Raw genomic sequence first — 21,944 nt, forward strand, 5'->3', positions numbered from 1 at the left:
CAGACCGCAAAGAGCAGCTGAAGGAGGTAGATGATCCTGCTTCTTGAGCCTTCACTGGTGATCGGTAGGGAGGCCGTCAGCCTGTACCGGCGATTGGTTCATGCCAATCCTGGCGCCTATAGCCCTGCCCTCGCCCTGCACGGCGGGAGCGGCGACATGCCCGGTTGCTCGGCGCGGGCCAGGCGATGTCGCCCTGTTCGTCGATCAGTTCGCTCGGGGTGCCGACGAGGTCGGTGACGATGGCGAAGAAGCGGGAGTCGATCTCCTGCTGGGGTGTACGCGAAGCGGGAGACGCCACCGAGCGGATCGGTGTGGCTCGTGCAGTTGCCCTCGCCGTCGTACGTCCACGTCTCCGGCGCACCGTCCGGCCTGGTGCGACGGATCAGATGGCCCCCGACGGACCAGTCAAGCAGCGTTGTGGCGCCCGTCGGATCCGTGATCGTGGTCGGGCGGCCGAAGGCGTCCCGTTCATAGCGGGTGACCGCGCCCAGCGGGTCCGTCACTCGCACCGGCAGGCCCGCGCGGTCGCAGACGACAGTCGTCGTGTTGCCCAGCGGGTCCGTGACCGACGTCAGATGACCGGCGCCGGTGTAGGTGAAGTGGGTCGTCCGGCCCGAGGTGTCGTCCACCCTGTCCAGCGGCCAGCGCGGACCATGGCTGGGCAGCGTCGGGACGCCCGGTGCCGGGTGCGGGTAGGCGAGTGTCAGGCCGTCCTCTCCGACGAGGACCACGCCCTCGGCGTCGATCTCCAGTCGCTGGTCGAGCGTGGAGGACCAGGCCGGTCCGAACCAGCCGCCCAAGCGGTACGAGGACTCGAACTGCCGAGCCTTCTTCCTCTCCGCGTTCGCCGCCCTGGGCGACCCGGCATCCCGGGCCTACTACGACAAGAAGATCGCTCGCGTTGCGCGGGATCTCTTCCTCGCGCACCGAGTGCTCCAGGGCGGACTTCAGCACGGAGCAGATGTACGTCAGGGTCAGCCGCGAGAGCCGCTTGGAGCAGCACTTTCCCGTGGCGCAGCAGCGGGGTTGGTCTCGGGCGGTGTCGAGGCCGCGGGTGCAGCACTGGCAGGTGGTGCGGAACTGGTGAGCCAGGTGCGGACTTCCTCGGCGGTGAGCTTGGCGAGCTTCTTCCGTCCGAGGCCGGGAATGCGGCTCTGGCCTGCGTTGCCCAGACGGACACGCAAGTACGGGCTATGCGCCACGCTGACCCGGAACCGTGTGGTCGAGGCGGCACCAGCCGGTGTAGCGTCGTGATCAGCAGTCGTGGTTCCGAAGTCCCGTTCGCCCGTGATCGCAATCGCGGGCGTTTTTGATGTTCAACGCCTCTCCGGACCAGGGCGATCACCTCCGGATCCCGCACGGTGCGGGACCCGATACGAGTCCCTTCGAAGGAGACAGGCACATGGCCACGGGCACTGTGAAGTGGTTCAACGCGGAAAAGGGCTTCGGCTTCATCGAGCAGGACGGCGGCGGCCCGGACGTGTTCGCCCACTACTCGAACATTCAGAGCCAGGGCTTCCGTGAGCTGCAGGAGGGTCAGAAGGTCGAGTTCGACGTCACGCAGGGCCAGAAGGGCCCGCAGGCGGAGAACATCCGCCCCCTGTAACACCTCACGCAAATGAGCCCCGGCCGGGATGCACCCACCGGCCGGGGCTCATTTTGTCCCGGGAGGCCACCAGGGCTCGGTCCGTTCCGGGTCTCCGGCACCCGCCCGCCCTTCGCCTGGAGGGCTTGCCGGGGCGGCGGGCGACGTCGTCCCGGCGCCCCGGGCGCGAAGAAAATGGCGAAAGGCCCAGCCTTGGCCGATGGCGCGGAGGTTGCAGACGGTCTGGCCGTTGGTGGTGTGCCGGTACAGCTCGGCGACGGCCATGGCACGGATGTCGGGGCTGGCATGCGGCTGGAAGGTCCACGCGGCCCTGGTGACGCAATCCATGTACGGGGCTGTGTGGGTGGGGGCGCTGCAGGTCAGGCCGGTGTCGACGTCCGTGTTGATGGCTATCGTGCGCTGGATGTGGGCTGGCACGGCGGCAAGGTGGCGGGCTGCGCGTTCGACGGTGCGCGGGCCCTCGGTCTGCTTGCCCAGCAGGCGGGCCGCGCCGTGGGCGGCGGAGGGCTGGTTGGAGAAGACGAAGTCCTCGGCGCAGGTGACCTGGCCGCCTGTGTCGGTCAGGAAGAGGGTGAGGTCGGCGTCGGCGCCCGGGAAGCTGAAGGCGATGCGCAGCTCTTGCCAGGCCTCCTCGGGCAGCACCTGATTCTGTCCCGGCGTGAGTGCGATCGCAGGGGCGTGGCTCGGCGGCGCAGGAATGGGGGTCGGTGCCGCGGGAGCGGGCGGCGGTGACCGGGGGGTGGTCTGGCTGTTCCACTCGGCGAAGGGGCGGATCCGGTAGGGATCCGGCAGGGGTGCGGAGGATGCGCCAGGGATGTTGGCGCGCAGGTCTCCGTCGAGGCCGGCCAGGGTCGCGTCCTTCCCTCATCAGTCTCCCAGCTCTGCCCTCCTGGTCTGTCCCGAACGTGCTCAGTCGGTGAGGCCCAGCGCCCCCGCTGCCTGAATCGCCAGCCAGACCTCGGTCAGGGCCTGCGTCGATGTCAGATCACGGTCGGCGAGAGCACCGAAACGACGCAGCCGGTAGGCAAGGGTGTTGGGATGGATGTGGAGCGCCGCCGCGGCCGTCTCGGTACGGCGGTCGCGTTCCATCCACGTGCGGGCGGAGACAAGCAACCGCGATTCATGGGCCGCGTCATAGCGCAGCACCTCGCCGAGCACATGTTCGACCAGCGCGGTCAGGACAGCGGGGTCGTCCGGCAACCACCGACCCGTCGAGTCATCGCCGTAATGGACGACGGGGCGGCCCGACTCCACGGCCTTGGCCACCGCCCACAGCGCCTCGCGCTGGGCGACCTTCAGCGCGGCGCCCGGCAGGAAGGGGCGGCTGACCCCGGCTGCCACGGCGGGCAGCCCACCGATGGCCGTTGCCAGTTCCGGTGCTCCCAGGACGTAGCGGTCCTCACCTCGGGTGAGCAGCAGATGGGGTTGGTTCTGCAGACATGACAGCAGCGCCTCGTCGGTGGTGTGGCGCACCACGAGGAGTACGGTGGCGCCCTCGATGGCGTGCCGGGCGAGCCGGCGGCGCGCCACCTCCGGGTCGAGTACCTCCTGCAGTAGTTCGGCCAGTGTCTCCGCGCCCTCGCGGCGCAGCGTCTCGCGCTCGTTGCGTACCATCGCCAGCCGCAGCGCCGCCACCGTGGCGATGTGCTGGACGACGGCGAGTCCTGCGGGCTGGGCGCCCTGACGCTCGTATGCGACCAGAAAGCCCGCCGGGCCGCCGGGCGCGGGCACCGGGAGGACGAATCCGCCGGGGACCGTCGGCGGGGCGTCGATGGAAGCGGGCAGGACAGCTGGATCCGGCACGGGAACGCCGGGCAGCAGCGGGTGACCCTGCGGTGTGCAGAGATAGACGTCGTAACCCGACAGGCCTTCGAGACGGCGCAGAAGTGTCGGCATGTCGAGATCCTCGGCGACCAGCCAGCGCAGCGCGCCGAAGACCTGGAGTTGCGCGCCCAGCCGGTGCCGGGCGTCCTCCTGGGCCGCGGCCGCGACTTCCTGGGCGACAGCGATGAACGGGACGGCGAGCGGCACTTCGAGGACCGGGAAGCCCCGCTCCTCCGCCGCCTGGAAGAACGCATCGTGCAGCGGGGGCATGTGCAGCTGCGCGGAAAGGGCGAGAGCGGATACCCCGGCGTCGTCCAGCCGCTCCAGGTAGGCGCGCTGTCCGGCCGCGGTACGGGGCACCGCCAGGCCCGTCGTCATGATCACCTCGGCGCCCAAGAGCCAGGGCGTCGGATCGGCGAGCTCGCTGGCGTGCGCCCAGGAGACGGACCGGTCCAGGCCGGCGCTGCCGGCCTTCACAGAGAGCTGGAGCGCCGGGAAGGAGAGCAGATCACCGACGGTGAGTTTGTTGTTCGCCACATAAAACAGCGTACGGCTCTGTGGCAAGCACAATTGTCGCTACCCGTCCGCGGGCCCCACACTGTGCACCATCCCCCCTGCATGACCGGAATCTGGAGCACCCATGACGACCTCGATAACCGAGATAGAGACCTATGGTGTCGAGCGGATCCCGGACAAGGACCGTTCAGCCCGCCCCCTTGATCTGTTCCGGCTCGCCTTCGGCGGTGCCAACACTTTCGCGACCTGTGTTCTGGGCGCCTTCCCGATCCTTTTCGGCCTCTCCTTCTGGCAGGGTCTCGCGGCGACCGTCCTCGGTCTCGTGGCGGGTGCGCTCCTCCTGGCCCCGATGGCGCTGTTCGGCCCCGCCAACGGCACGAACAACGCTGTCTCCTCCTCCGCGCACCTGGGCGTGCACGGCCGGGTCGTCGGCTCGTTCCTCTCCCTGCTCACCGCCATCGCGTTCTTCTCGATCTCGGTGTGGTCCTCGGGGGACGCGCTCGTCGGCGGCGCCCACCGGCTCGTCCACGTCCCCGAGTCGGACGTGACCTATGGCATCGCGTACGCGATCTTCGCCGGGCTCGTCCTGGTCGTCTGCATCTACGGATTCCGGTTCATGCTGCTGGTGAACAAGATCGCGGTGCTGGCGGCGTCGGCCCTCTTCGTGCTCGGCGCCTTCGCCTTCGCGGGCGACTTCGACCCCGGTTACGCAGGAGCCTTCGCCTCCACGGCCGACCCGCTGTTCTGGCCTTCGTTCATCGGCTCCGCGCTGATCGTGCTCTCCAACCCGGTCTCCTTCGGCGCGTTCCTCGGTGACTGGTCCCGCTACATCCCGGCCGGGGCTCCGCGCCGCCGGGTGATGGGGGCCGCGTTCTTCGCCCAGATCGCCACCCTGCTGCCGTTCTTTTTCGGCCTGGCCACCGCGTCGATCATCGCATCGAAGGCCGAGAAGTACGTCGACCCTGCCGCCCCCAACTACGTGGGCGGACTGCTCGCGATCTCACCGGGCTGGTACTTCCTGCCGCTCTGCCTGATCGCCCTGATCGGCGGCCTCTCCACGGGCACGACATCCCTGTACGGCACTGGGCTCGACTTCTCCAGCGTCTTTACGCGCTTCAGCCGCGTCCAGGCCACCTTCTTCATCGGTGCCCTGTCCATCGCGTTCATCTTCGCCGGCCGCTTCGCACTCAACCTCGCGCAGTCCATCTCCACCTTCGCCACGCTGATCATCACCTGCACCGCACCGTGGATGATCGTCATGACGCTCGGCTATGTCACCCGGCGCGGCTGGTACGACGCGGAGGCTCTGCAGGTCTTCAACCGCCGCCAACGCGGCGGCCGCTACTGGTTCACGCACGGCTGGAACTGGCGCGGCATGTCCACCTGGCTCGTCTCCGCCGTCGTGGCGCTCCTCTTCACCAACCTGCCCGGCCAGTTCGTCGGCCCGCTCGGCGATCTCGCGGGCGGCACGGACATCTCGCTGCTGGTCGGCCTCGCCCTCGCGATCGTGCTCTACCTCGCCCTGCTCGCTGTGTTCCCCGAACCGCGCGCCGTGTACGGACCGGCCGGACCCCGATTCGTGCGGGCGTCGGATGCCCCCGTGCCACCGATCACCGGCGACACCGGGGAGACCGTCACCGAGCCCGCCGTGGCCCACTGAGGCCTCGCCGTCACCTACCGTAACCGAACGCCTGGCGTTTCGGCCCCCGACCGCCGAACGCCCGTGACCAGGAGCCGTACATGAGCACCACCACTGTCCGGGAGGTCCGGACCGCCGCAGACGCGCTTGTCGCCGCCTTCGCCGAGGGCCGTCTCGACGACTACTTCGGCGCCTTCGCCCCCGACGCGACCTTCGTCTTCCACACCACCCCGCAGCGGCTTGGCTCCACGGCCGAGTACCGGGCGCTGTGGCAGCAGTGGGTGGAACAGGACGGCTTCCGGATCCTGGGCTGCACTTCGTCCGCACAGCTGATCCAGCACTTCGGCGACACCGCCGTCTTCAGTCACGACGTCGAAACCCGGATCGCCACCCATACCAGCCAGGAGACGGTCCACGAAAGGGAGACCATCGTCTTCACTCGCGCCGACGACGGCCGCTGGGTCGCCGTCCACGAGCACCTTTCCGCCCGTACCGCCGCCTGACCAGAGGATACGTTCCATGAGCACCACCTTCCGCAACTACATCGACGGTGCGTTCGCGGAGGCCTCGGACGACCGCACGCTCGACGTGGTGGACCCCACCACTGGTGACGTCTACGCGACTTCCCCGCTCTCGGGGGCCGCGGACGTGGACGCCGCGATGGCGGCCGCGGCCTCGGCGTTCCCCGTCTGGCGCGACACCACACCGTCCGTACGGCAGCGCGCACTGTTGAAGATCGCCGACGCGATGGAGGCACGGGCCGACGAACTGGTCGCCGCGGAGAGCCGGGACACCGGCAAGCCGCTCCACCTCACCCGCAGTGAGGAACTCGCCCCCGCAATCGACCAGATCCGCTTCTTCGCGGGCGCCGCGCGCATGCTGGAGGGCCGCTCGGCCGGCGAGTACATGGAGGGAACGACCTCCATCATCCGCCGCGAGCCGGTCGGTGTGTGCGCCCAGGTCGCGCCATGGAACTACCCCCTGCTGATGGCGGTGTGGAAGTTCGCCCCGGCTCTCGCGGCGGGCAACGCCGTGGTCCTCAAGCCCTCGGACACCACCCCGGCCTCCACGGTTCTGATCGCCGAGATCATCGGCGGTGTCCTGGAGGAGCTGTCGCTGCCCCGCGGAATCTTCAACGTGGTCTGCGGTGACCGTGAGACCGGCCGTCTGATGGTGGAGCACCCGACCCCCGCGATGGCGTCCATCACCGGTTCTGTACGCGCCGGCATCCAGGTCGCCCAGAGCGCGGCCAAGGACGTCAAGCGGGTCCACCTGGAGCTCGGAGGCAAGGCCCCGGCGGTGATCTTCGAAGACGCCGATCTGGCGAAGGCGGTCGAGGACCTGGTGATCGGCGGCTTCTTCAACGCCGGGCAGGACTGCACGGCCGCGACCCGCGTCCTGGTCCACGAGTCGGTCCACGACGAGTTCGTCGCCGCCCTCGCCAAAGCGGCGGCCGACACCAGGACCGGATTGCCGGACGACGAGGACGTGCTGTACGGACCGCTGAACAACGCGGGCCAGCTCGCCCAGGTCAGCGGCTTCATCGAGCGCCTCCCCGAGCATGCCAGGATCGAGGCGGGCGGCCACCGGGTCGGCGAGCAGGGCTACTTCTACGCCCCGACCGTGGTCTCCGGCCTCCGGCAGGACGACGAGATCATCCAGAACGAGGTCTTCGGCCCGGTCATCACCGTCCAGTCCTTCACGGACGAGGCGCAGGCCGTGCGGTACGCCAACGGCGTCGACTACGCGCTGGCCTCCTCGGTGTGGACCAAGGACCACGCGCGGGCGATGCGGATGTCGAAGAACCTCGACTTCGGCTGTGTGTGGATCAACACCCACATGGCCCTCGTCGCCGAGATGCCGCACGGCGGGTTCAAGAAGTCCGGCTATGGCAAGGACCTCTCCGCATACGGCTTCGAGGACTACACCCGGATCAAGCACGTCATGACGTCGCTCTGAGGTCCGGCAACTCGTCGGCCGCGCCCGGCCTGTCCCGGGGCGGCCGAGGGGTCCACACCACCGACCCCGACACCCGGTAACTCCTCGCCCGCCTGATGCCCGGCAACGGATCGGGCGGTTGTCCCGGACACCGGGCGGCCCATGTCCCGTTCCGTTCGTGTCCGCCGATCGTGGGCGCCGGCACCGGCCCGTGCCGCCCAAGGACGGGAAAAGGCAGCCCTCCGCCGCAATCCGCTGACGAAACCTGCCCCAACGTGGCGGTAAGGACGCCATAGAACTCGGCCGCGGTTGCCCCGTTCGACATCCACGAGTGACATCAACGTCGCCGGACGTCAGCACTCCAAGGCGGTCTGGCATGTCCAGGAACGTACTCAGCTGTGCGGGGTGTACCAGGGCACCAGACGCAGCAGGAAGTCGAGCGTGGGGTCAAGCCCCTGGGACCGGTCGGCAGGCTTGTGGCTGCGCCGTCGTGCAGCTGCCGCCGCCGGATGGCTGTCGCGGGACCGGCCTGAGAAGCACCGCGGATCGGTGTGGGGGCACCAGGAATAGAGGAATCCGTCTCCGATTCCGTGTCGGTTTCGTCGTTTCGTGCTCGCGGACCGGAGGAACCGGTCTGCGCCTCCCTTCATGCCGATAGATCTTCGTGCGCGGTGCATTTATCGTCCTGGAGCTCGTCTCCTCGGGCCGCCGCGATTGACGGCGCGCCACTCGGTTCGGACGACGGAGGCGCTGCCCGCGACTGGACGGATACCGCCGATATACCGCCGCTCTCCCCCGGTCGTGCAGGGTGAAGCTCGGACAAGCCGCGGTGGAGCCGCTGCCTCGGGAACGGCTGTCGGGAGGGCATCGATGTCTGGAAACGCAGGGAGCGAACGTCCCGTGCCCGGGATACCGGGTGTCGACGACGGCGGGCCCCCGGTCAGCGCGCTCCGCGTCGACGCCGTGCCGGGGCGCCGAAGCGCCGATCGCACCATTGCCCGCAGGTCCCGAGCGGCAGCGGCCCCCACGCCCGCCCACTGCGGCAGAGGGGCGTGTCATGACCTATCTTCATGATCCGCATCACCGTGCGGTACCTCATGAACAGTCGCACGGCGGGCAGGTGCCTCGGCAACGGTCGGCCACGCCGTACCCCCGTGACGCCCGCGAGGCGGCGGACTTCCGGATGCCGATCGACACCGGCGCCGAGGCAGGGACGACCGGCTTCCACAGCTTCGTGTGCTCCGACTGCAACCTCGGCTTCGGCCGGCATGTGCACCTCCACCTCCCGTCGGCGGCGTCCGAGGTCGGCAAGGCGCGCGCGGCGGTGGGCGAGGCCCTCCTCTCCTGGGGGTGCCCGTCCGGAGTCGTCGACGACAGCCGGTTACTCGTCAGCGAGTTGCTCGCGAACGCGATCAAGTACGCACCCGGCACTTGGATCACCCTGGACCTGATGCAGATCGGTGACCGCCTGTTGGTGGAGGTCACCGACGGGTCCGCGGCACAGCCCGTCGTCCACCAGGCGGGACCGCAGGAGGAGCAGGGCCGAGGAATGTTCCTCGTGCAGGCGATCGCGTCCGCCTGGGGTGCGCGCCGGGACCGCCGTGGCCGTAAGACCACCTGGTGCACCGTCGCCATCGACGGGAGCGGCGGGACGCCGCCTCGATGACCTGCGTGGGCCGGCCGGGGGCCGCGTCGCGGCTCCGTACCGATCGCCGTACCCCGGGCGGCGACCTGCGACGCACACGTCGGAAGACGCGAACGACAAGACGCGAACAGCAGAAGACGCATACACCTCCGAACACCCTGCATCGGCCTGAGCCGGCACCGGTGGTCGGGTAGGCCGCAGTTCCTGAGGGAGGACCAGTGAACGGCGTGAGCGGAAGCATGGGCCGGAGTTCATCCGCGCTGGAACACAGCCACCTGTACGCGTGGGAGGTGCACCAGGTCTGCGACAGCAGACACCAGCAGGGTCCGTGCGGTACGTGTGCGACGGAGCAGAGCGCACGGGCCTGTATCGAGGCGGCCCTGTCCGCCGCGGCCCGCCCGGGCGTGCATTCCTGGGGGCTGCTCAGCCGCGTTCCGGCGGCGCCGCGGCAGCCGAAGTCGTCCTGGCTGCCTACGCCGATCGCTCGGGCCGCGCTCGGGCCGGACGGGACGGTGGCCTGGCAACCGCCGGCCGGCCGGGGACTGGTACCGGTGAGGGCGCCGGAGGCCGGCCCGACGCAATCTCGCGGTGAGAACCTGCCCTGCGCACTGGCCCGCTTCGGGGGCACGGTGCAGCGGTATCGGTTGGCGGCCGGACTCGCCCGCCGGGAGGTCGCCGAGCGGTTGCGGTGCGCCGAGGCGGAGGTCGAGCGGGTGGAGAACGCCGAGGGGATGCCCTCCCGCAGCTTCGCCGTCGATGTCGACCGGCTGCTCGGCGCGGACGGCGCCTTGGCAGCTCTGTGGCCCTCCCTCGTCAAGTCCGCCTATCCGGACTGGTTCTGGCAGGTCATCGAGTTGGAGCAGCAGGCGAGTTTCGTCCAGGAATTCGAGACTGTCGCCATTCCCGGTCTGCTGCAGACCGAGGCCTACGCCCGGGCCGTCTTCACCACCGCCCATCCGGTGGCCCCGGCACTGCAGATCGAGCAGTACGTGGCCGCCCGCTTGGACCGGCAGCGCATTCTGGAGAGACGCGACCCACCGCAGATCATGATCACCCTCGACGAGGCGGTGCTCCGTCGGTGCGTCGGCGGGAGCCGGACCATGAGCGAGCAGCTCGGACACCTGGTGACCCTGGCCGAGCTGCCCAAGGTGCACCTTCAGGTCATCCCGTTCAGCGTGCGCGAGCACCCCGGGGGCATGACCCCGTTCCGCATCATGGGCTTCCGGGAGGGCCCGGACGTCCTCTACGGGGAGTCGTTCATCGGCGGCCAGGTGACCAACGACGCCCATCAACTCCGGCAGCATCAGCTCGCCTTCAACCTGATCCAGGCCAACGCGCTGTCCCCCCAGGACTCGCGCACCCTCATAAGTCGGCTGCGAAAGGAAATCGCTGGTGGACCCGACTGAACTGCACTGGCGCAAGAGCAGCTACAGCATGGGAAACGGAGGGAACTGTGTGGAGGTCGCCGATGCCGGACACGCCGTCTACGTCCGGGACAGCAAGGACCCCGATGGCCCGGCATTCGGGTTCGGTCGGGAACAGTGGCAGGCATTTCTTACGGCCTTGGCAGAGGGCGGGGGTTGGGCACTTACCCGCCCGGTGGCACCGTCCACCGCCGGACGCACCCGAACGGCCGCGCCGCGGCTCCTCCTGAAGCGGCAGGACGTTTCGTCAGGGGCCGCCACCCCACGTCCGTGCCCCCGCCATGCGCCTGACGGGCACTGGGAAGTCGTTCCCCTGGGCCGCTCGTACTGGCTGGCGGCACAGGTCGGCGTCCGTGAAGTGGCCCATGCCACACCACACTTCTAGACTGCCCCGGTGCCGTGAACTGTCGCGGCACCACTTTCACCGGGTTGTGGAGGCTCCGTGAGGCGACCCACGCACGCACGTGGATGTACGGCGCGCCCTCGAGCCGCCGACGCCGGATCCCGGCGCGGGACCCGGCCGCCCTCCGCGCCGCGGCCCGCTGCGTCTTCGTCGCGGCGCCGGGCACGCCAAGGATTCGATTCTCCCACTGGCTGAGGCCGGTGGTTCCCTCGAAGGGAGGTCCGACCATGGGTTCGGTCGGTGCACAGGCGGTGGTCATCGGCGGGTCGATGGCAGGACTTGTCGCGGCGCGTGCGCTGGCCGACCGGTTCACCCGGGTGACCGTCGTGGACCGGGACGCTCTGCCCGGGGACGCGCGAGACCGGCGAGGCGTGCCGCAGAGTGGCCATGCGCACGCGTTGCTGGTCAGCGGGCAGAGCACACTCGAAGAGCTGTTTCCGGGTCTCACCGACGAGCTCGTCGCGGGCGGGGCGGTGCCCTTCGATCCCGGCTCGGACGTGCTCTTCCACCAGATGGGGGGCCATCGGATCCGCTGTGCCACCGGACTGCAGGGGATCAGCCTCAGCCGCGCCTTCCTGGAGCACGCGGTACGGGCCCGCGTGGCCGCGTTGCCCACCATGGAGGTCCGCGACCTCCGCGCGGTGTGCGGGCTGACCGGGTCCGCCGGCAGGGTGACCGGGGTCGAACTGGACGGGGGCGAGGTCCTCGCCGCGGATCTGGTGGTGGACGCGACGGGACAGAGCGGTACGCGGTCCGACCGGTGGCTGCACGCCCTGGGCTGTTCGACTCCCGAGGTGGCCACCGTCAAGGTGGACGTCGGATACGCCACCCGCCTGCTGCGGCGCGGTGCCGACGACCGGTTGCTCGACGACGTACTGCTCTACCTGATAGCCGGCGTTCCCCCGCACGACAAGCGGGCGGCCGCCGTCTTCCCTGTCGAGGGCGACCGATGGGTGGTCACCCTGGCCGGCTGGCACGGGACCCACGCGGCCGTCGATCCGCAGGGATTCGCGAAGTTCGCCGCCGAGCTGTCGACCCCCCACGTCGGAGAACTGGTCGCCCGCGCCGAGCCGGTGGGTGAGGAGGACGCGCGACGGTTCACCTATCCGCAGGCCCGGCGGCGTCTCTTCGAGCGGCTGCGGCAGCCTCCCTCCGGCTATGTGGCGATCGGTGACGCCCTGTGCAGTTTCAATCCGGTGTACGGGCAGGGCATGAGCGTCGCCGCCCTGGAAGCGGTGGAACTCGGCCGCTGCCTGGACCGGTTCGGCACCACGTCCTCAAGGATGGCCCGCGCCTACTACCGTGCGGCGGCCAAGGTGATCGCCGGCCCCTGGCAGATGGCGACGGGCGGCGATTTCATGTACCCGCAGACAGTGGGCCGCCGGCCGCCGGGCACCGACCTGGTGAACCGCTATGTCCGCCAGGTGCTGCTGGCCAGCCACGTCTCGGTGGACGCGCACCGCGTCGTCCTCGACATGCAGCACCTGCTGGCACCGCCGAGCGCGGCCCTGCGGCCCGCCACGGTCGTCCGCAGCCTGCTGGCCGCCCGCCGGTCGCCGGCCCGCCGGTGACGTACGCCATCCGGCCCTGAAGCGCGGTGCACCGGCTCCGCGCTCGGAGCGCGGAGGGAACAAAAGGGAATGGATCCCGCCGGTCGCACGCGAGTCGGCAAGTTCCCTGCCGCCCGCGGAGATTGCACCCAGGATGTTCGAACCCCGCGCTCGGCGCTTTCGAGGTACCGCTGGAGGTCATATGGTGGCTGTCCGTGGCCGGTTCCCCGGCTTCCGCACGTGTCCGGCTCCGGAACCGGCCTGCGTCAGGCCTGCCTTGCACGGGTGACGACTGACGGAGCGTGGCATGCGGTATCAGGTCCTCGGCCCTCTCGGGCTGTGGCGCGGCAGCGACGAGATCCCCCTCGCCCCGGCGAAGTGGCGGATGCTGCTGGCGGTGCTGCTGTGTGACGCCAACCAAGTGGTCTCCACCGACCGGCTGGTCGCGGAACTCTGGGGCGCCGACCCTCCGCAGAGCGTGGGCAAGCTCCTGCAGGGCTATGTGTCGCGGGTGCGGCGGGCGCTCGGGGATGAGTCGGGCCGACTGCTGGTGACCCATGCGCAGGGGTACCGGGCCCACGGCTACCGGCTCGTCGTGGCACCGGGCGAGGTCGACGCCCACCGGTTCGTGGAGCTGATCGAGCAGGGCGGGCGGGAGCTCGACGGCGGTGCTCCCGAGACCGCCGCGGAGCGGCTCGAAGAGGCCCTGGGACTGTGGCGCGACGCCCCCTTCGCCGACGTACCGCCGACGCCCGCCCTGGAGGCCGAGGCGATGCGCCTTGCGGGGTACCGCACGCAGGCGCGGGAGTCGCGCATCGAGGCCCGGCTGAGGCTGGGCCGCCACGAGGCCGTCCTCGACGAACTCGACGCACTGGTGGCCGAGCACCCGCTGCGCGAGGGGCTGCGGGGCCAGCTCCTGTTGGCCCTGTACCGGGCGGGCCGGCAGGCTGACGCCCTGGCCGCCTACCAGGACCTGCGACACCAGCTGGCCGAGGAACTGGGAATCGAGCCGGGCCCGCCCCTGCAACAGCTGCACCAGCAGATCCTGCGGGCCGACGCGTCGTTGCTGCTCGAGGCCCGGCCGCCCGCCGAACCCGCGAGGGCCGCCGAGCGCAGGCCCGTTGTGATGCCCAGGGAGCTTCCCCACCTCAGCACCACCTTCGTCGGCCGCGCAGGCGAGAGCTCAGTGCTGCACCAGCTGCTGCAGGACGGCGACGAGGGCCGGGTGGCGATGGCCGTGATCGACGGTGCCGGCGGGGTGGGCAAGTCGGCTCTGGCCATCCACACCGCCCACCAGCTCGCCGAACGCTTCCCGGACGGCCAGTTCTACGTCGACCTGCACGGGGCCACCGCCGGGCTGACGCCCCTCGAACCCAGTGAGGTGCTCGGCCGGTTCCTCGCGACGCTCGGCGTTCCGGAGGTGGCCATTCCCTCCAACACGGAGGAGGCCGCTGCCACGTTCCGCTCGCTGGTGGCCGACCGGCGGCTGCTGGTGGTGCTCGACAACGCGGCCGGCGTCGAGCAGGTCCGGCCGCTACTCCCCGCCGGTCCCGGCTGCGCGGTGCTGATCACCAGCCGCGAGATCCTGACCTCCCTGGAAGGCGCCACCCATCTCCATCTCGGCGTCATGTTCCACGACCAGGCCACCGCTCTGCTGGAGCGGCTCGTCGGCAAGGAGCGGGTGGCCGCGGAACCCGAGGCGACCGACGCGATCGTGCAGATGTGCGGCCGTCTCCCGCTCGCCCTGCGCATCGTCGGCGCCCGCATGGCAGCCCGCCCCAGCTGGCCCCTGAGCGCCTTCGTCGAACGGCTGACCGCCGCTCAGAACCGCCTCGACGAGATCCGGGTGGGCGATCTGTCGGTGCGCGCCAGCTTCCACGCCAGCTACGACGGCATCTGCCACAGCGAGAACCCCACGGACCGGGCCGCCGCACGCGCCTTCCGCTTCTTCGGGGTGCTGCCCGGCTCGAACATGGGCCTGCAGGCTGCGGCCGCGCTGCTCGGCGTCGACAGCTGGGGAGCCGAGGACGCGCTGGAGCGGCTGGTCGACGCGCATCTGCTGCACAGCCTCGCCCCGGGCCGCTACCAGATGCACGACCTGATCCGCCTCTTCGCACGTGAGCAGGTGTACGCGGAGGAGTCGGCCTCCGAGCGCGGACGAGCCCTCGAACGCGTGCTGCGCTTCTACCTCGCCACGGCCGAGCGGGCGGTGGCCTTCCTCAACGTGCCGCCGCAGCCTCCGCACCACCCCACCAAGAACCCGTCCGCCCACGGCGCGCTGCCGACGACGCCGATCAGGAACCGCCGCGAGGCCGAGGCGTGGCTGGACGTCGAGCGCGCGAACCTGATGGCCGCCGTCACGCACGCCGCCGCTCAGACCGACCCCACGGCCCGGCTCGCGATGCGGCTGGCGCGGCCGCTGCACTGGTACCTCTACCCGCATGCCCGCGCCCGGGAGCTGCACATCCTGGCCGAAGTCGTCGTGTCCACCGCCCGCCGCCTCGGCGACCGCGAGAGCGAGGCATGGGGACTGGATCACCTGTCCGCGGTGTACTGGCTGCACCGGCGGTACGACGAGATGCGGCAGTGCCTGGAGTCGGCGCTCACGCTCTGGCGCGAGATCGGCGACCGGGACGGCGAGCTGCGGGCCCTGAGCAACCTCGCGGACGCGCTGGCCGAACGCGAGCTCTACGAGGAGGCCGTCACCGTGCAGCACCGGCACCTCGCCCTGGCACGGGAAGCCGGCGACCTCATGGCCCAGATGACCGGCCTGGGCAATCTCGGGCGGGCGTACCTTGGGCTGGGCCGGACCGAGGACGCCCTGTGCTGCCTGCGGGAGAGCCTGCGGCACGCGCGAGAGACCGGCGAGCGGGCCCTGGAGAGCCTCGCCCTCAACGAGATCAGCTTCATCCTCTTCGACGAAGGCAGGATCCAGGAGGCGCAGGAGCACATGAGACGCGCCACCATCCTCGCGGACGGAAACGTCGGCGCGTACGTGCACTGGCGCGGATACACCTGGAGCGCGTTCTTCCCTGCCTGCCTGACACTGCGGGTCGGGCCCCAAGCCGCGGGAGGAGTCACAAGGTGACAGCCCATCAATTGCCTTATGACTCAGCGAAATACCCCGCCGGGTACTTTGGTCCGGGGCCTTCCGGGAAGCCTCCGCTTCCTCTACGGTCGGGCCCTCGATCCACTCCAAGAGTTCCCCCACCCAGAACCTGGTAGGCCTCATGGAAGTCATTGCCCACCCCGACGAGCGAATGCTCCGGATCACGCCGACCGCCGATCCTCCCGGCCTGCGCCTGAAGGGGGAGCTCGACGCGACGCGGCACCGGGAGGTCATCGAGGCGCTGTCCCCGATGGCGGCCGAAGGCGGCGACGTACGGCTCGACCTCGGCGGGCTGCGCTTCATCGACCTCGGCGCCCTGCGGCTGCTGACGTGCCTGGTGGAGCGCTGCGGCAACGGGGTCCGGCTCGTCCTGGACAACCTGTCACCACAGATGGAAAACCTGATCCAGACAGTCAGTTGGGAGCGTCTGCCCGGACTCGTCCAGGGGCGGAAGGAGACATCATGACCGCCGAGGCACCCGCGGATCAGCCTGTGGAGGCCGGTCAGGGAGTCCAGCACTACGCTCTTCTGTACGGCGACGAGGAGGAGTTCCTCGCGGGCACCATTCCCCACCTGCGCGAGGGCATCGAGGCCGGCGACCCGACGTTCGCGGTCACCCCCCGGCAGGAGGCCGAGGTGCTGCGCGACTCGCTCGGCCGGGACGCCGTGGCGGTGCAGTTCATCGATCCGTCGGACTTCTACAGCACTCCCGTGCGGGCCATGGCCGGCATGATGGCCGTCGCCAGGACGCTCGGCTCGCGCCCGGCGTGGGTCGTCGCGTCGGCCGACTGGTTGCAGTACCCGGATGCGATGGAGTGGGTCCGGTACGACTCGATCTTCAACATGGGCTTCGCCGACGCGGATTTCCGGAGCTACTGCTGCTACAACACCTCGGTTCTGGCTCCCGAGGTCATCTCCCTGGTGCGCCAGACCCATCCCAACATCCACGAGGGCGCCCGGCTGCGGCAGAACCCGGACTACCGGGACCCCCGGGACTTCGTCGCCGATGTCGACAACCGGCCGCTGCCGCCCTCCCCGCACTCCGCCGCCTCGATGGAGGTCCGTCCGGAAGACCTGCACGCGGTACGGGCCTTCGTCGCTGAACAGGCGAAGAACTGCGGTGTGGCGGGAGACGGGCTGTACAACGTCCTCGTCGCCGTCACCGAGGTGGCGACCAACGCCCTCCGTCACGGCCGGGCGCCGGTGTCCCTGCGCGTATGGCCCGACAACGGGCTCGTATGCGAGATCACCGACTCCGGCCACTGGCATCCCGAGGAGTTCCTCAGCTGGGTGCCACCGGAGTCCGCCTTGAAGTCGGGGTTCGGTATCTGGGGGGTCGGCATGCTCTGCGACACCGTTCAGGTGCGGACCGGGCCCAAGGGCACCGCCGTACGCCTGCGGATCTGCAGGAAGTAGAGGCGCCTCCGGTGGCTCTGTGCGGGCAAAGCGCTCCCACTCATCGGCGCCCGATCTGCTCCAGGCGGCGGAATCGGGCGCCGGACCACCGGGCGTCCAGGGACACCAGGGACACGCCGTGCCAGCCCAGGCCGGTGAAGGCCGGCATCAGGGCGTCGCGGTCAGATCGCTGACACCGCCCTTGCGGTAGGCGATCCAGACCTTGGTGTCCTCCCCCGCCGCATCGAATACCGCCGGAGCGTTCGTCTGAAGAGCGGCGCTGTCGGCGGCGAAGAACACGGGGTAGTGGTGTCGACGCTGAGGGCGCATCGTGAAGGCCGGGGTCAGCCACGAGCAGCACCAGTTTGCCGCGCACACGGCCCGCTTCGCCGACGCGATGCGCGTGGGAGACCTCGGTCAGAGGGAAGGTCTGGCCGACCTGGATGGAGAATCGTCCGGCCTCGGCCATGCGGGCGACCTGGGCGAGCGCGTAGGTGGCGCGGCCGGTGTCGCCGCGGCTGAAGCGGACACCCGTTCGCCGCGCGCCGCGGAAGTCGGCGACCGTGATCACATGCTCGGGGGCGTCCGCGAGTTCCACGAGTTCGGGAAGGACACCGCTGCCGGCGACGTCCAGTGCGAAATCCACCCCCGACGGCGCGATCGCGCGGACTCGTTCCGGCATCCCCTCGCCGTATGCCACCGGCGCGGCTCCGAGCGAGCGCAGGGCATCGTGCGTGCCTGGACTGCCCGTGCCGATGACGCGCGCGCCGCGTTCCACGGCGAGTTGGACGGCGGCACTCCCGACGCTGCCGGATGCCCCGTTGATGAGTACGGAACTGCCCGCTGTGACGCCGAGCTGGTCGAGCGAGCGCGCCGCGGTCTCGGCTGCGGCGGGGATCGCCGAGGCCCTCGCGTAGTCCAGCGAGTCCGGGATCGGGGCCCAGTGCGACAGCACGGCCAGCTCCGCCTGGGCGGCTCCGTAGGGCGAGGCTCCGAAGACCCGGTCGCCGACCGTGACACCCGAGACACCGGCACCGATCTCGTCGACGAGCCCTGCGGCCTCGTAGCCCAGGGTCTGTGGCAGTTCCTGGTCCATCAGACCCTGGCGCTTCTTCCAGTCGCTGGCGTTGACGCCCGCGGCGCGCACCCTGATCCGTATCTCTCCGGCACCGGGACGGGGATCGGGGAGATCGACGATCTCAAGGACCTCCGGGCTGCCGAACCGGCTGAACTGCACTGCCTTCATGCCGCACTCCTTCCGTGGAAGGAGTGGCGGATCGTCCGATCCGCGTGTGCGCGTACTCCCCGTCCGGCTGTCCGCCCGGCCAGAGCACGTTTCTACTCCGATACGGCGACCCTACTTCACGCCCGCCCGCACGCGTCCGAGACGACCACCCTCCTCGGAGGGACCGCGGCCGGCCCTGCGCCATCGAGGCGGGCCGCGTCGACGTAGGGGTGAAGCGGCCGGACGGCGCCGACTACGACGCCCCGCGCAGGGTCAGCGCGGTTCGCGCCAGTCCGCGCAACCAGGTGTGGGCGTGGTCGGTGTCGTAGCGCTGATGCCACGACAGGTAGACCGGTGCGAGCGGTAGCTCGAGCGGCAGGGGGAGCACGACCAGACCGAGGTCGGCGACCGCGGACCGCGTGGTGGCTTCGGGGACGCTGATCAGGAGATCGGAACCGCGCGCGAACTCCAGCGCGGCCGCTTCCGTGGGAGCGGCCGCCACCACGCGGCGGGTCAGGCCGAGCCGCGCGAGGGCGTCGTCGAGGGCGTTGCCCAGGTTTCCCCGCCGCGAGACGGTGACGTGCTCGGCGCCGGCGTATTGCTCTGCCGTGACGGTCCCGCCACGGGTGAGGGGATGCCCCTGCCTGACGACGATGACGAGGCGGGACTCACCCACCTTCTCGGCGCGGACGTCCGGTGCGCTCGGGTGGTTGGCGTTCGCCTCCAGGTCCACCTCGCCGCGCCGCAACTCCGGTGTGTCGATGCTCGATTCCGCGACGAAACGCAAGCGCACGCCCGGCGCCTCTTCCCGCACGGCCGCGAGCAGTGCGGGGCCGCTCAAGGCGACCAGGGAATCGTGCCAGCGGAGGGTGAAGGTGCGCTCCAGGGTCGTCAGATCGAGTTCACGGCTCGGCGCCAACACCCCTTGGACCTGGTGAAGCAGCTCATGCACCTGTTCCCGGACGGCGATCGCGTACGGCGTCGGGGTCATGGTGCGGCCGGTGCGCACCAGGATCTGGTCCCCGGTCGTGCGCCGGATCCGGCCCAGACTCCGGCTCATCGCGGGGGCGGTGACATGCAGGCGTGCGGCCGCCCCGGCCACACTGCCCTCCTCCAGCAGCGCGTCGAGCGCGGCCAGCAGGTTCAAATCCAATTGCATGCGAGTAATCCTAGCCGTGCTTTACATGCATTTGAGGTTAATCAAAGGGCTGTATACCGTCGATACCAGAACGCCGCACAGAGCACACAGCTCGACCCGAACGGCCTCACCACCCCCCGCTCACAAGGGAGTTGACCATGCCCGAAACCCTGCCGACCACGGACGCCGCCACCTCGCACGCCCCCGCCTCGGACGCCGACCTGCTAGACCAGACGGCGACCGCCGTACGCGCGGCCGGCTCAGCGCTGCGCGAGCGCTTCGGCCAGGTGGTCCGCTACCAGACCCGCGAAGAACTGATGGGCGCCCTCGCCGTCAACGACGACACGGCCCTGGACATCCTTCGCCCTCGCCTGACCCACCTGCGTCCGGAGGCGGGGTGGGTGGAGGACGAACTGGACGGCGGGGCGCTGCCGCCCGGCGAGTGGTGGGTCGTGGATCCGGCCGAAGGCAACGTCAACCACCTGCACGCCCTGCCGGAATGGGCGGTGACCGCCACCCTCGTACGCGAGAACCAGCCGGTGCTCACCGTGGTCCACCTGCCGTTGACCGGCGAGACCTACACCGCGCTCGCCGGCGCGGGCGCCCACCTGGACGGCCGGCCGCTGCGCGTCTCCCCGACCACGGACCTCGGCCTGAGCATCGTGGCCACCAGCCAGGCCCGGCCGGACGAGGACGACGACGTCGTGCGGCGCGTCGGCTCCTCCATCACCGCGATGCTCTTCGACGCACTCGTCGTACGTACCGCCGTACCCGCGACGCTGCACCTGCTGCACGTGGCCGCCGGCCGGATCGACGCCTTCTGGCAGTTCGCCGGCGCCCGCGCGGACCTGCTGCCCGGGGCGCTGCTCGTCACCGAGGCCGGCGGACGCATCTCCGACGTCGAGGGCCGCCCCTGGACCCCGCGGAGCGAGAGCTTCCTGGCCGCCGCGCCCGGCGTCCACGCCGAGGCCGTCGCCACCCTCTCCCGCTGACCGCGCACCACACCCCGCACGCACGGAGGAACCAGATCACCATGCCTGAGATCGCAGTTCTCGGAAACGGCCGCGTCGGCGGCAACCTGGCCGCGGCCCTCACCCGGGCCGGACATGCGGTGAGAGTGGCCGGCCGCGCGCCGGGCGCCGCCGCCGACGCGGCCCGCACGGCCCGGATCGTCATCAACGCCACGCCGGGCGCCGGCTCGCTGGACCGGCTCGTCGCCCTGCGCGAGGAACTGCGCGGCAAGACCCTCGTCGACGTCTCCAACGCCACCCTCGACGGACCGGACGGACTGCCCGCCGACCTGATCTACCCCGGCTCGAGCCTCGCCGAGCAACTCCAGGACGCGCTCCCCGACACACGCGTCGTCAAGACCCTCAACACCATGCTCTTCCCGGTGATGACCGCGCCGGACACGCTCACCCAGGCGCCCGACGCCTTCCTCTCCGGCGAGGACCCCCAGGCCAAGCAGATCGTCCGCGAACTGCTCGTCAGCCTCGGCTGGCACACGGAGTGGATCACCGATCTCGGCGGGATCCGGACCGCCCGCGCCACGGAGGCCGCGATCCTGTTCGTACCGCACGTGATCCGGGCCGGCGGATTCGCGCCTTTCGCCATCTCGATCGCCCGCTGATCCGCACACAGGGGATCATCGGCACGGTTGCTCGCCGTGCCGATGCGCCGAGCGCGCGATGAGAGCTAATCCTGCGGAAGATCCTGGTAATCGAGAGCGTCGGCATCGCTTGCCGCTGGGCCGGCGAAGAAGCCCTGCTTGACTTCCTCCCCTCCGTGATCGCCTACGGCAAAGGCGGAGAAATCGCCTCGAACCGGCGCGACGAACAGGAGATGTTCGTCCTGTGCCTGAGGATCCTCCAGTCCGTCCTGGTCTACGTGAACACCCTGATGCTCCAGGACATCCTCGGCGAACCCGAGTGGGCCGACCTCCTCACCGACGCCGACCGGCGCGGCCTGACCCCGCTGTTCTGGCCACGTACGCCCGTACGGCGAGGTGAATCTCGACATGGAGGCCCGTCTGAACCTCACCGCAACTACGGTGCCGGGCGCCCGGGCACCGATCAACCGTGTTGGCTCGGCTGCGGCGAGAAGACGGTGACTGACCCAGTACAGGCTGTCGCTATTGGAAAGCCACGCCGTCGAGGATTCTTTGGAGGACGTGGTCGCTGTTGGCTGAGCGGGCGGCGGGGGCATGCTCCGTTATCCCCATGCCGGCGAAGTTGAAGCGCTTGGTCAGCGCGTGCAGGGCGGCGCGCAGCTGGTCGGGGTGCAGACCCCCGGGTTCCGGGCAGGACAAGCTGGTGAAGTGCTCGGGGTCCAGCACGTCGAGGTCCAGGTGGATGTAGACGTGCGTGGCCCCTGTACCTGCCACCGCGGAAATCAGTTGGTCCGGTTCCCGAAGAGCCTGAACGGACAGGGCTCGGACTCGTTCGGACTCGATGAAGTCCAGCTCGGCGGGATCGAGGGCACGAGCGCCCGCGAGCACGATCTGCCGGGTGGAAAGGCGCTCCTCCGGCCTGG

At 70.2% G+C, this 21,944-nt stretch carries 18 protein-coding genes and 4 pseudogenes; 14 read left to right on the top strand and 8 right to left on the bottom strand.

All coding sequences use genetic code 11. The features are described from left to right. Positions 1–76: 76 nt before the first annotated feature. The 3 genes and pseudogenes from ABZ478_RS36885 to ABZ478_RS36895 all read right to left on the bottom strand — a co-directional run. On the bottom strand, positions 77–361 hold the full coding sequence (locus tag ABZ478_RS36885) for an RHS domain-containing protein (RefSeq protein ID WP_359556773.1): 285 nt from the start codon (positions 359–361) through the stop codon (positions 77–79). Next, positions 273–824: pseudogene (locus tag ABZ478_RS36890) on the bottom strand (DUF6531 domain-containing protein); the annotation flags it as partial. The pseudogene ABZ478_RS36890 and the gene ABZ478_RS36885, both read right to left, overlap by 89 nt. 70 nt (positions 825–894) lie before the next feature. After that, positions 895–1,148 (bottom strand): annotated as a pseudogene (locus ABZ478_RS36895) (site-specific integrase); the annotation flags it as partial. A gap of 254 nt (positions 1,149–1,402) precedes the next feature. Between ABZ478_RS36895 and ABZ478_RS36900 the strand changes: the two are divergent. Next, the gene (locus ABZ478_RS36900; protein WP_359556776.1) at positions 1,403–1,606 is read left to right on the top strand and encodes a cold-shock protein; all 204 of its coding nucleotides are present in this window, start codon (positions 1,403–1,405) and stop codon (positions 1,604–1,606) included. 48 nt (positions 1,607–1,654) lie between these two features. On the opposite strand, the gene ABZ478_RS36905 is transcribed toward ABZ478_RS36900, so the two are convergent. Further along, positions 1,655–2,248: a TerD family protein gene (locus ABZ478_RS36905; protein ID WP_359556778.1), complete on the bottom strand. Its 594-nt coding sequence runs from the start codon at positions 2,246–2,248 to the stop codon at positions 1,655–1,657. 267 nt (positions 2,249–2,515) lie between these two features. Beyond that, positions 2,516–3,967 (bottom strand): PucR family transcriptional regulator ligand-binding domain-containing protein, encoded by a 1,452-nt coding sequence (locus tag ABZ478_RS36910; RefSeq protein WP_359556780.1) that lies wholly within the window; start codon positions 3,965–3,967, stop codon positions 2,516–2,518. A gap of 103 nt (positions 3,968–4,070) precedes the next feature. Between ABZ478_RS36910 and ABZ478_RS36915 the strand changes: the two genes are divergently transcribed. The 10 genes and pseudogenes from ABZ478_RS36915 (at position 4,071) to ABZ478_RS36960 (ending at position 17,070) form a co-directional block, all read left to right on the top strand. Further along, positions 4,071–5,606 (top strand): cytosine permease, encoded by a 1,536-nt coding sequence (locus ABZ478_RS36915; RefSeq protein WP_359556783.1) that lies wholly within the window; start codon positions 4,071–4,073, stop codon positions 5,604–5,606. 80 nt (positions 5,607–5,686) lie between these two features. Further along, complete coding sequence (locus ABZ478_RS36920) at positions 5,687–6,088, top strand: nuclear transport factor 2 family protein (protein WP_359556786.1); 402 nt, start codon at positions 5,687–5,689, stop codon at positions 6,086–6,088. Between the two features lie 16 nt (positions 6,089–6,104). Further along, complete coding sequence (locus ABZ478_RS36925; protein ID WP_359556788.1) at positions 6,105–7,544, top strand: gamma-aminobutyraldehyde dehydrogenase; 1,440 nt, start codon at positions 6,105–6,107, stop codon at positions 7,542–7,544. A 1,162-nt stretch (positions 7,545–8,706) separates the two neighbouring features. Next, the gene (locus ABZ478_RS36930) at positions 8,707–9,189 is read left to right on the top strand and encodes an ATP-binding protein (RefSeq protein WP_359556791.1); all 483 of its coding nucleotides are present in this window, start codon (positions 8,707–8,709) and stop codon (positions 9,187–9,189) included. A 218-nt stretch (positions 9,190–9,407) separates the two neighbouring features. Further along, positions 9,408–10,574, top strand: coding sequence for a helix-turn-helix transcriptional regulator (locus ABZ478_RS36935; protein ID WP_359556794.1), 1,167 nt, complete (start codon positions 9,408–9,410; stop codon positions 10,572–10,574). Beyond that, positions 10,558–10,728: pseudogene (locus ABZ478_RS36940) on the top strand (DUF397 domain-containing protein); the annotation flags it as partial. The gene ABZ478_RS36935 and the pseudogene ABZ478_RS36940, both read left to right, overlap by 17 nt. Before the next feature lie 494 nt (positions 10,729–11,222). After that, positions 11,223–12,566, top strand: coding sequence for an NAD(P)-binding protein (locus ABZ478_RS36945; RefSeq protein ID WP_359556796.1), 1,344 nt, complete (start codon positions 11,223–11,225; stop codon positions 12,564–12,566). A 286-nt stretch (positions 12,567–12,852) separates the two neighbouring features. Next, positions 12,853–15,633 carry a BTAD domain-containing putative transcriptional regulator gene (locus ABZ478_RS36950; RefSeq protein WP_359556799.1) on the top strand — a complete coding sequence of 927 codons (2,781 nt, stop codon included), beginning with the start codon at positions 12,853–12,855 and terminating at the stop codon, positions 15,631–15,633. Between the two features lie 142 nt (positions 15,634–15,775). After that, entirely contained in the window at positions 15,776–16,120 is a 345-nt protein-coding gene (locus tag ABZ478_RS36955; protein WP_359556801.1) for an STAS domain-containing protein, read from the top strand. Next, complete coding sequence (locus tag ABZ478_RS36960; RefSeq protein WP_359556803.1) at positions 16,117–17,070, top strand: sensor histidine kinase; 954 nt, start codon at positions 16,117–16,119, stop codon at positions 17,068–17,070. Before ABZ478_RS36955 ends, ABZ478_RS36960 begins: the two co-directional genes overlap by 4 nt. 328 nt (positions 17,071–17,398) lie before the next feature. Here the strand turns inward: ABZ478_RS36960 and ABZ478_RS36965 are convergent. Together ABZ478_RS36965 and ABZ478_RS36970 are read right to left on the bottom strand one after the other, a co-directional pair. Next, a pseudogene (locus tag ABZ478_RS36965) lies at positions 17,399–18,295 on the bottom strand (NADP-dependent oxidoreductase); the annotation flags it as partial. Between the two features lie 232 nt (positions 18,296–18,527). Continuing rightward, the gene (locus ABZ478_RS36970) at positions 18,528–19,433 is read right to left on the bottom strand and encodes a LysR family transcriptional regulator (RefSeq protein WP_359556805.1); all 906 of its coding nucleotides are present in this window, start codon (positions 19,431–19,433) and stop codon (positions 18,528–18,530) included. A 137-nt stretch (positions 19,434–19,570) separates the two neighbouring features. On the opposite strand from ABZ478_RS36970, the gene ABZ478_RS36975 reads away from it, so the two are divergent. From ABZ478_RS36975 to ABZ478_RS36985, 3 genes are all read left to right on the top strand, one after another. Then, positions 19,571–20,404 (top strand): 3'(2'),5'-bisphosphate nucleotidase CysQ, encoded by an 834-nt coding sequence (locus tag ABZ478_RS36975; RefSeq protein WP_359556808.1) that lies wholly within the window; start codon positions 19,571–19,573, stop codon positions 20,402–20,404. Positions 20,405–20,445: 41 nt separating this feature from the next. After that, positions 20,446–21,042 carry an NAD(P)-binding domain-containing protein gene (locus tag ABZ478_RS36980; RefSeq protein ID WP_359556811.1) on the top strand — a complete coding sequence of 199 codons (597 nt, stop codon included), beginning with the start codon at positions 20,446–20,448 and terminating at the stop codon, positions 21,040–21,042. A gap of 155 nt (positions 21,043–21,197) precedes the next feature. After that, positions 21,198–21,647 (top strand): Tn3 family transposase, encoded by a 450-nt coding sequence (locus ABZ478_RS36985; protein WP_359556814.1) that lies wholly within the window; start codon positions 21,198–21,200, stop codon positions 21,645–21,647. Here ABZ478_RS36985 and ABZ478_RS36990 read toward each other — a convergent pair. Continuing rightward, on the bottom strand, positions 21,544–21,944 hold a 401-nt coding region (locus ABZ478_RS36990), incomplete at its 5' end, for an arginase family protein (RefSeq protein WP_359556815.1). The genes ABZ478_RS36985 and ABZ478_RS36990 overlap by 104 nt on opposite strands.

Source organism: Streptomyces sp. NPDC005706, from assembly GCF_040631045.1.
Taxonomy (GTDB): domain Bacteria; phylum Actinomycetota; class Actinomycetes; order Streptomycetales; family Streptomycetaceae; genus Streptomyces.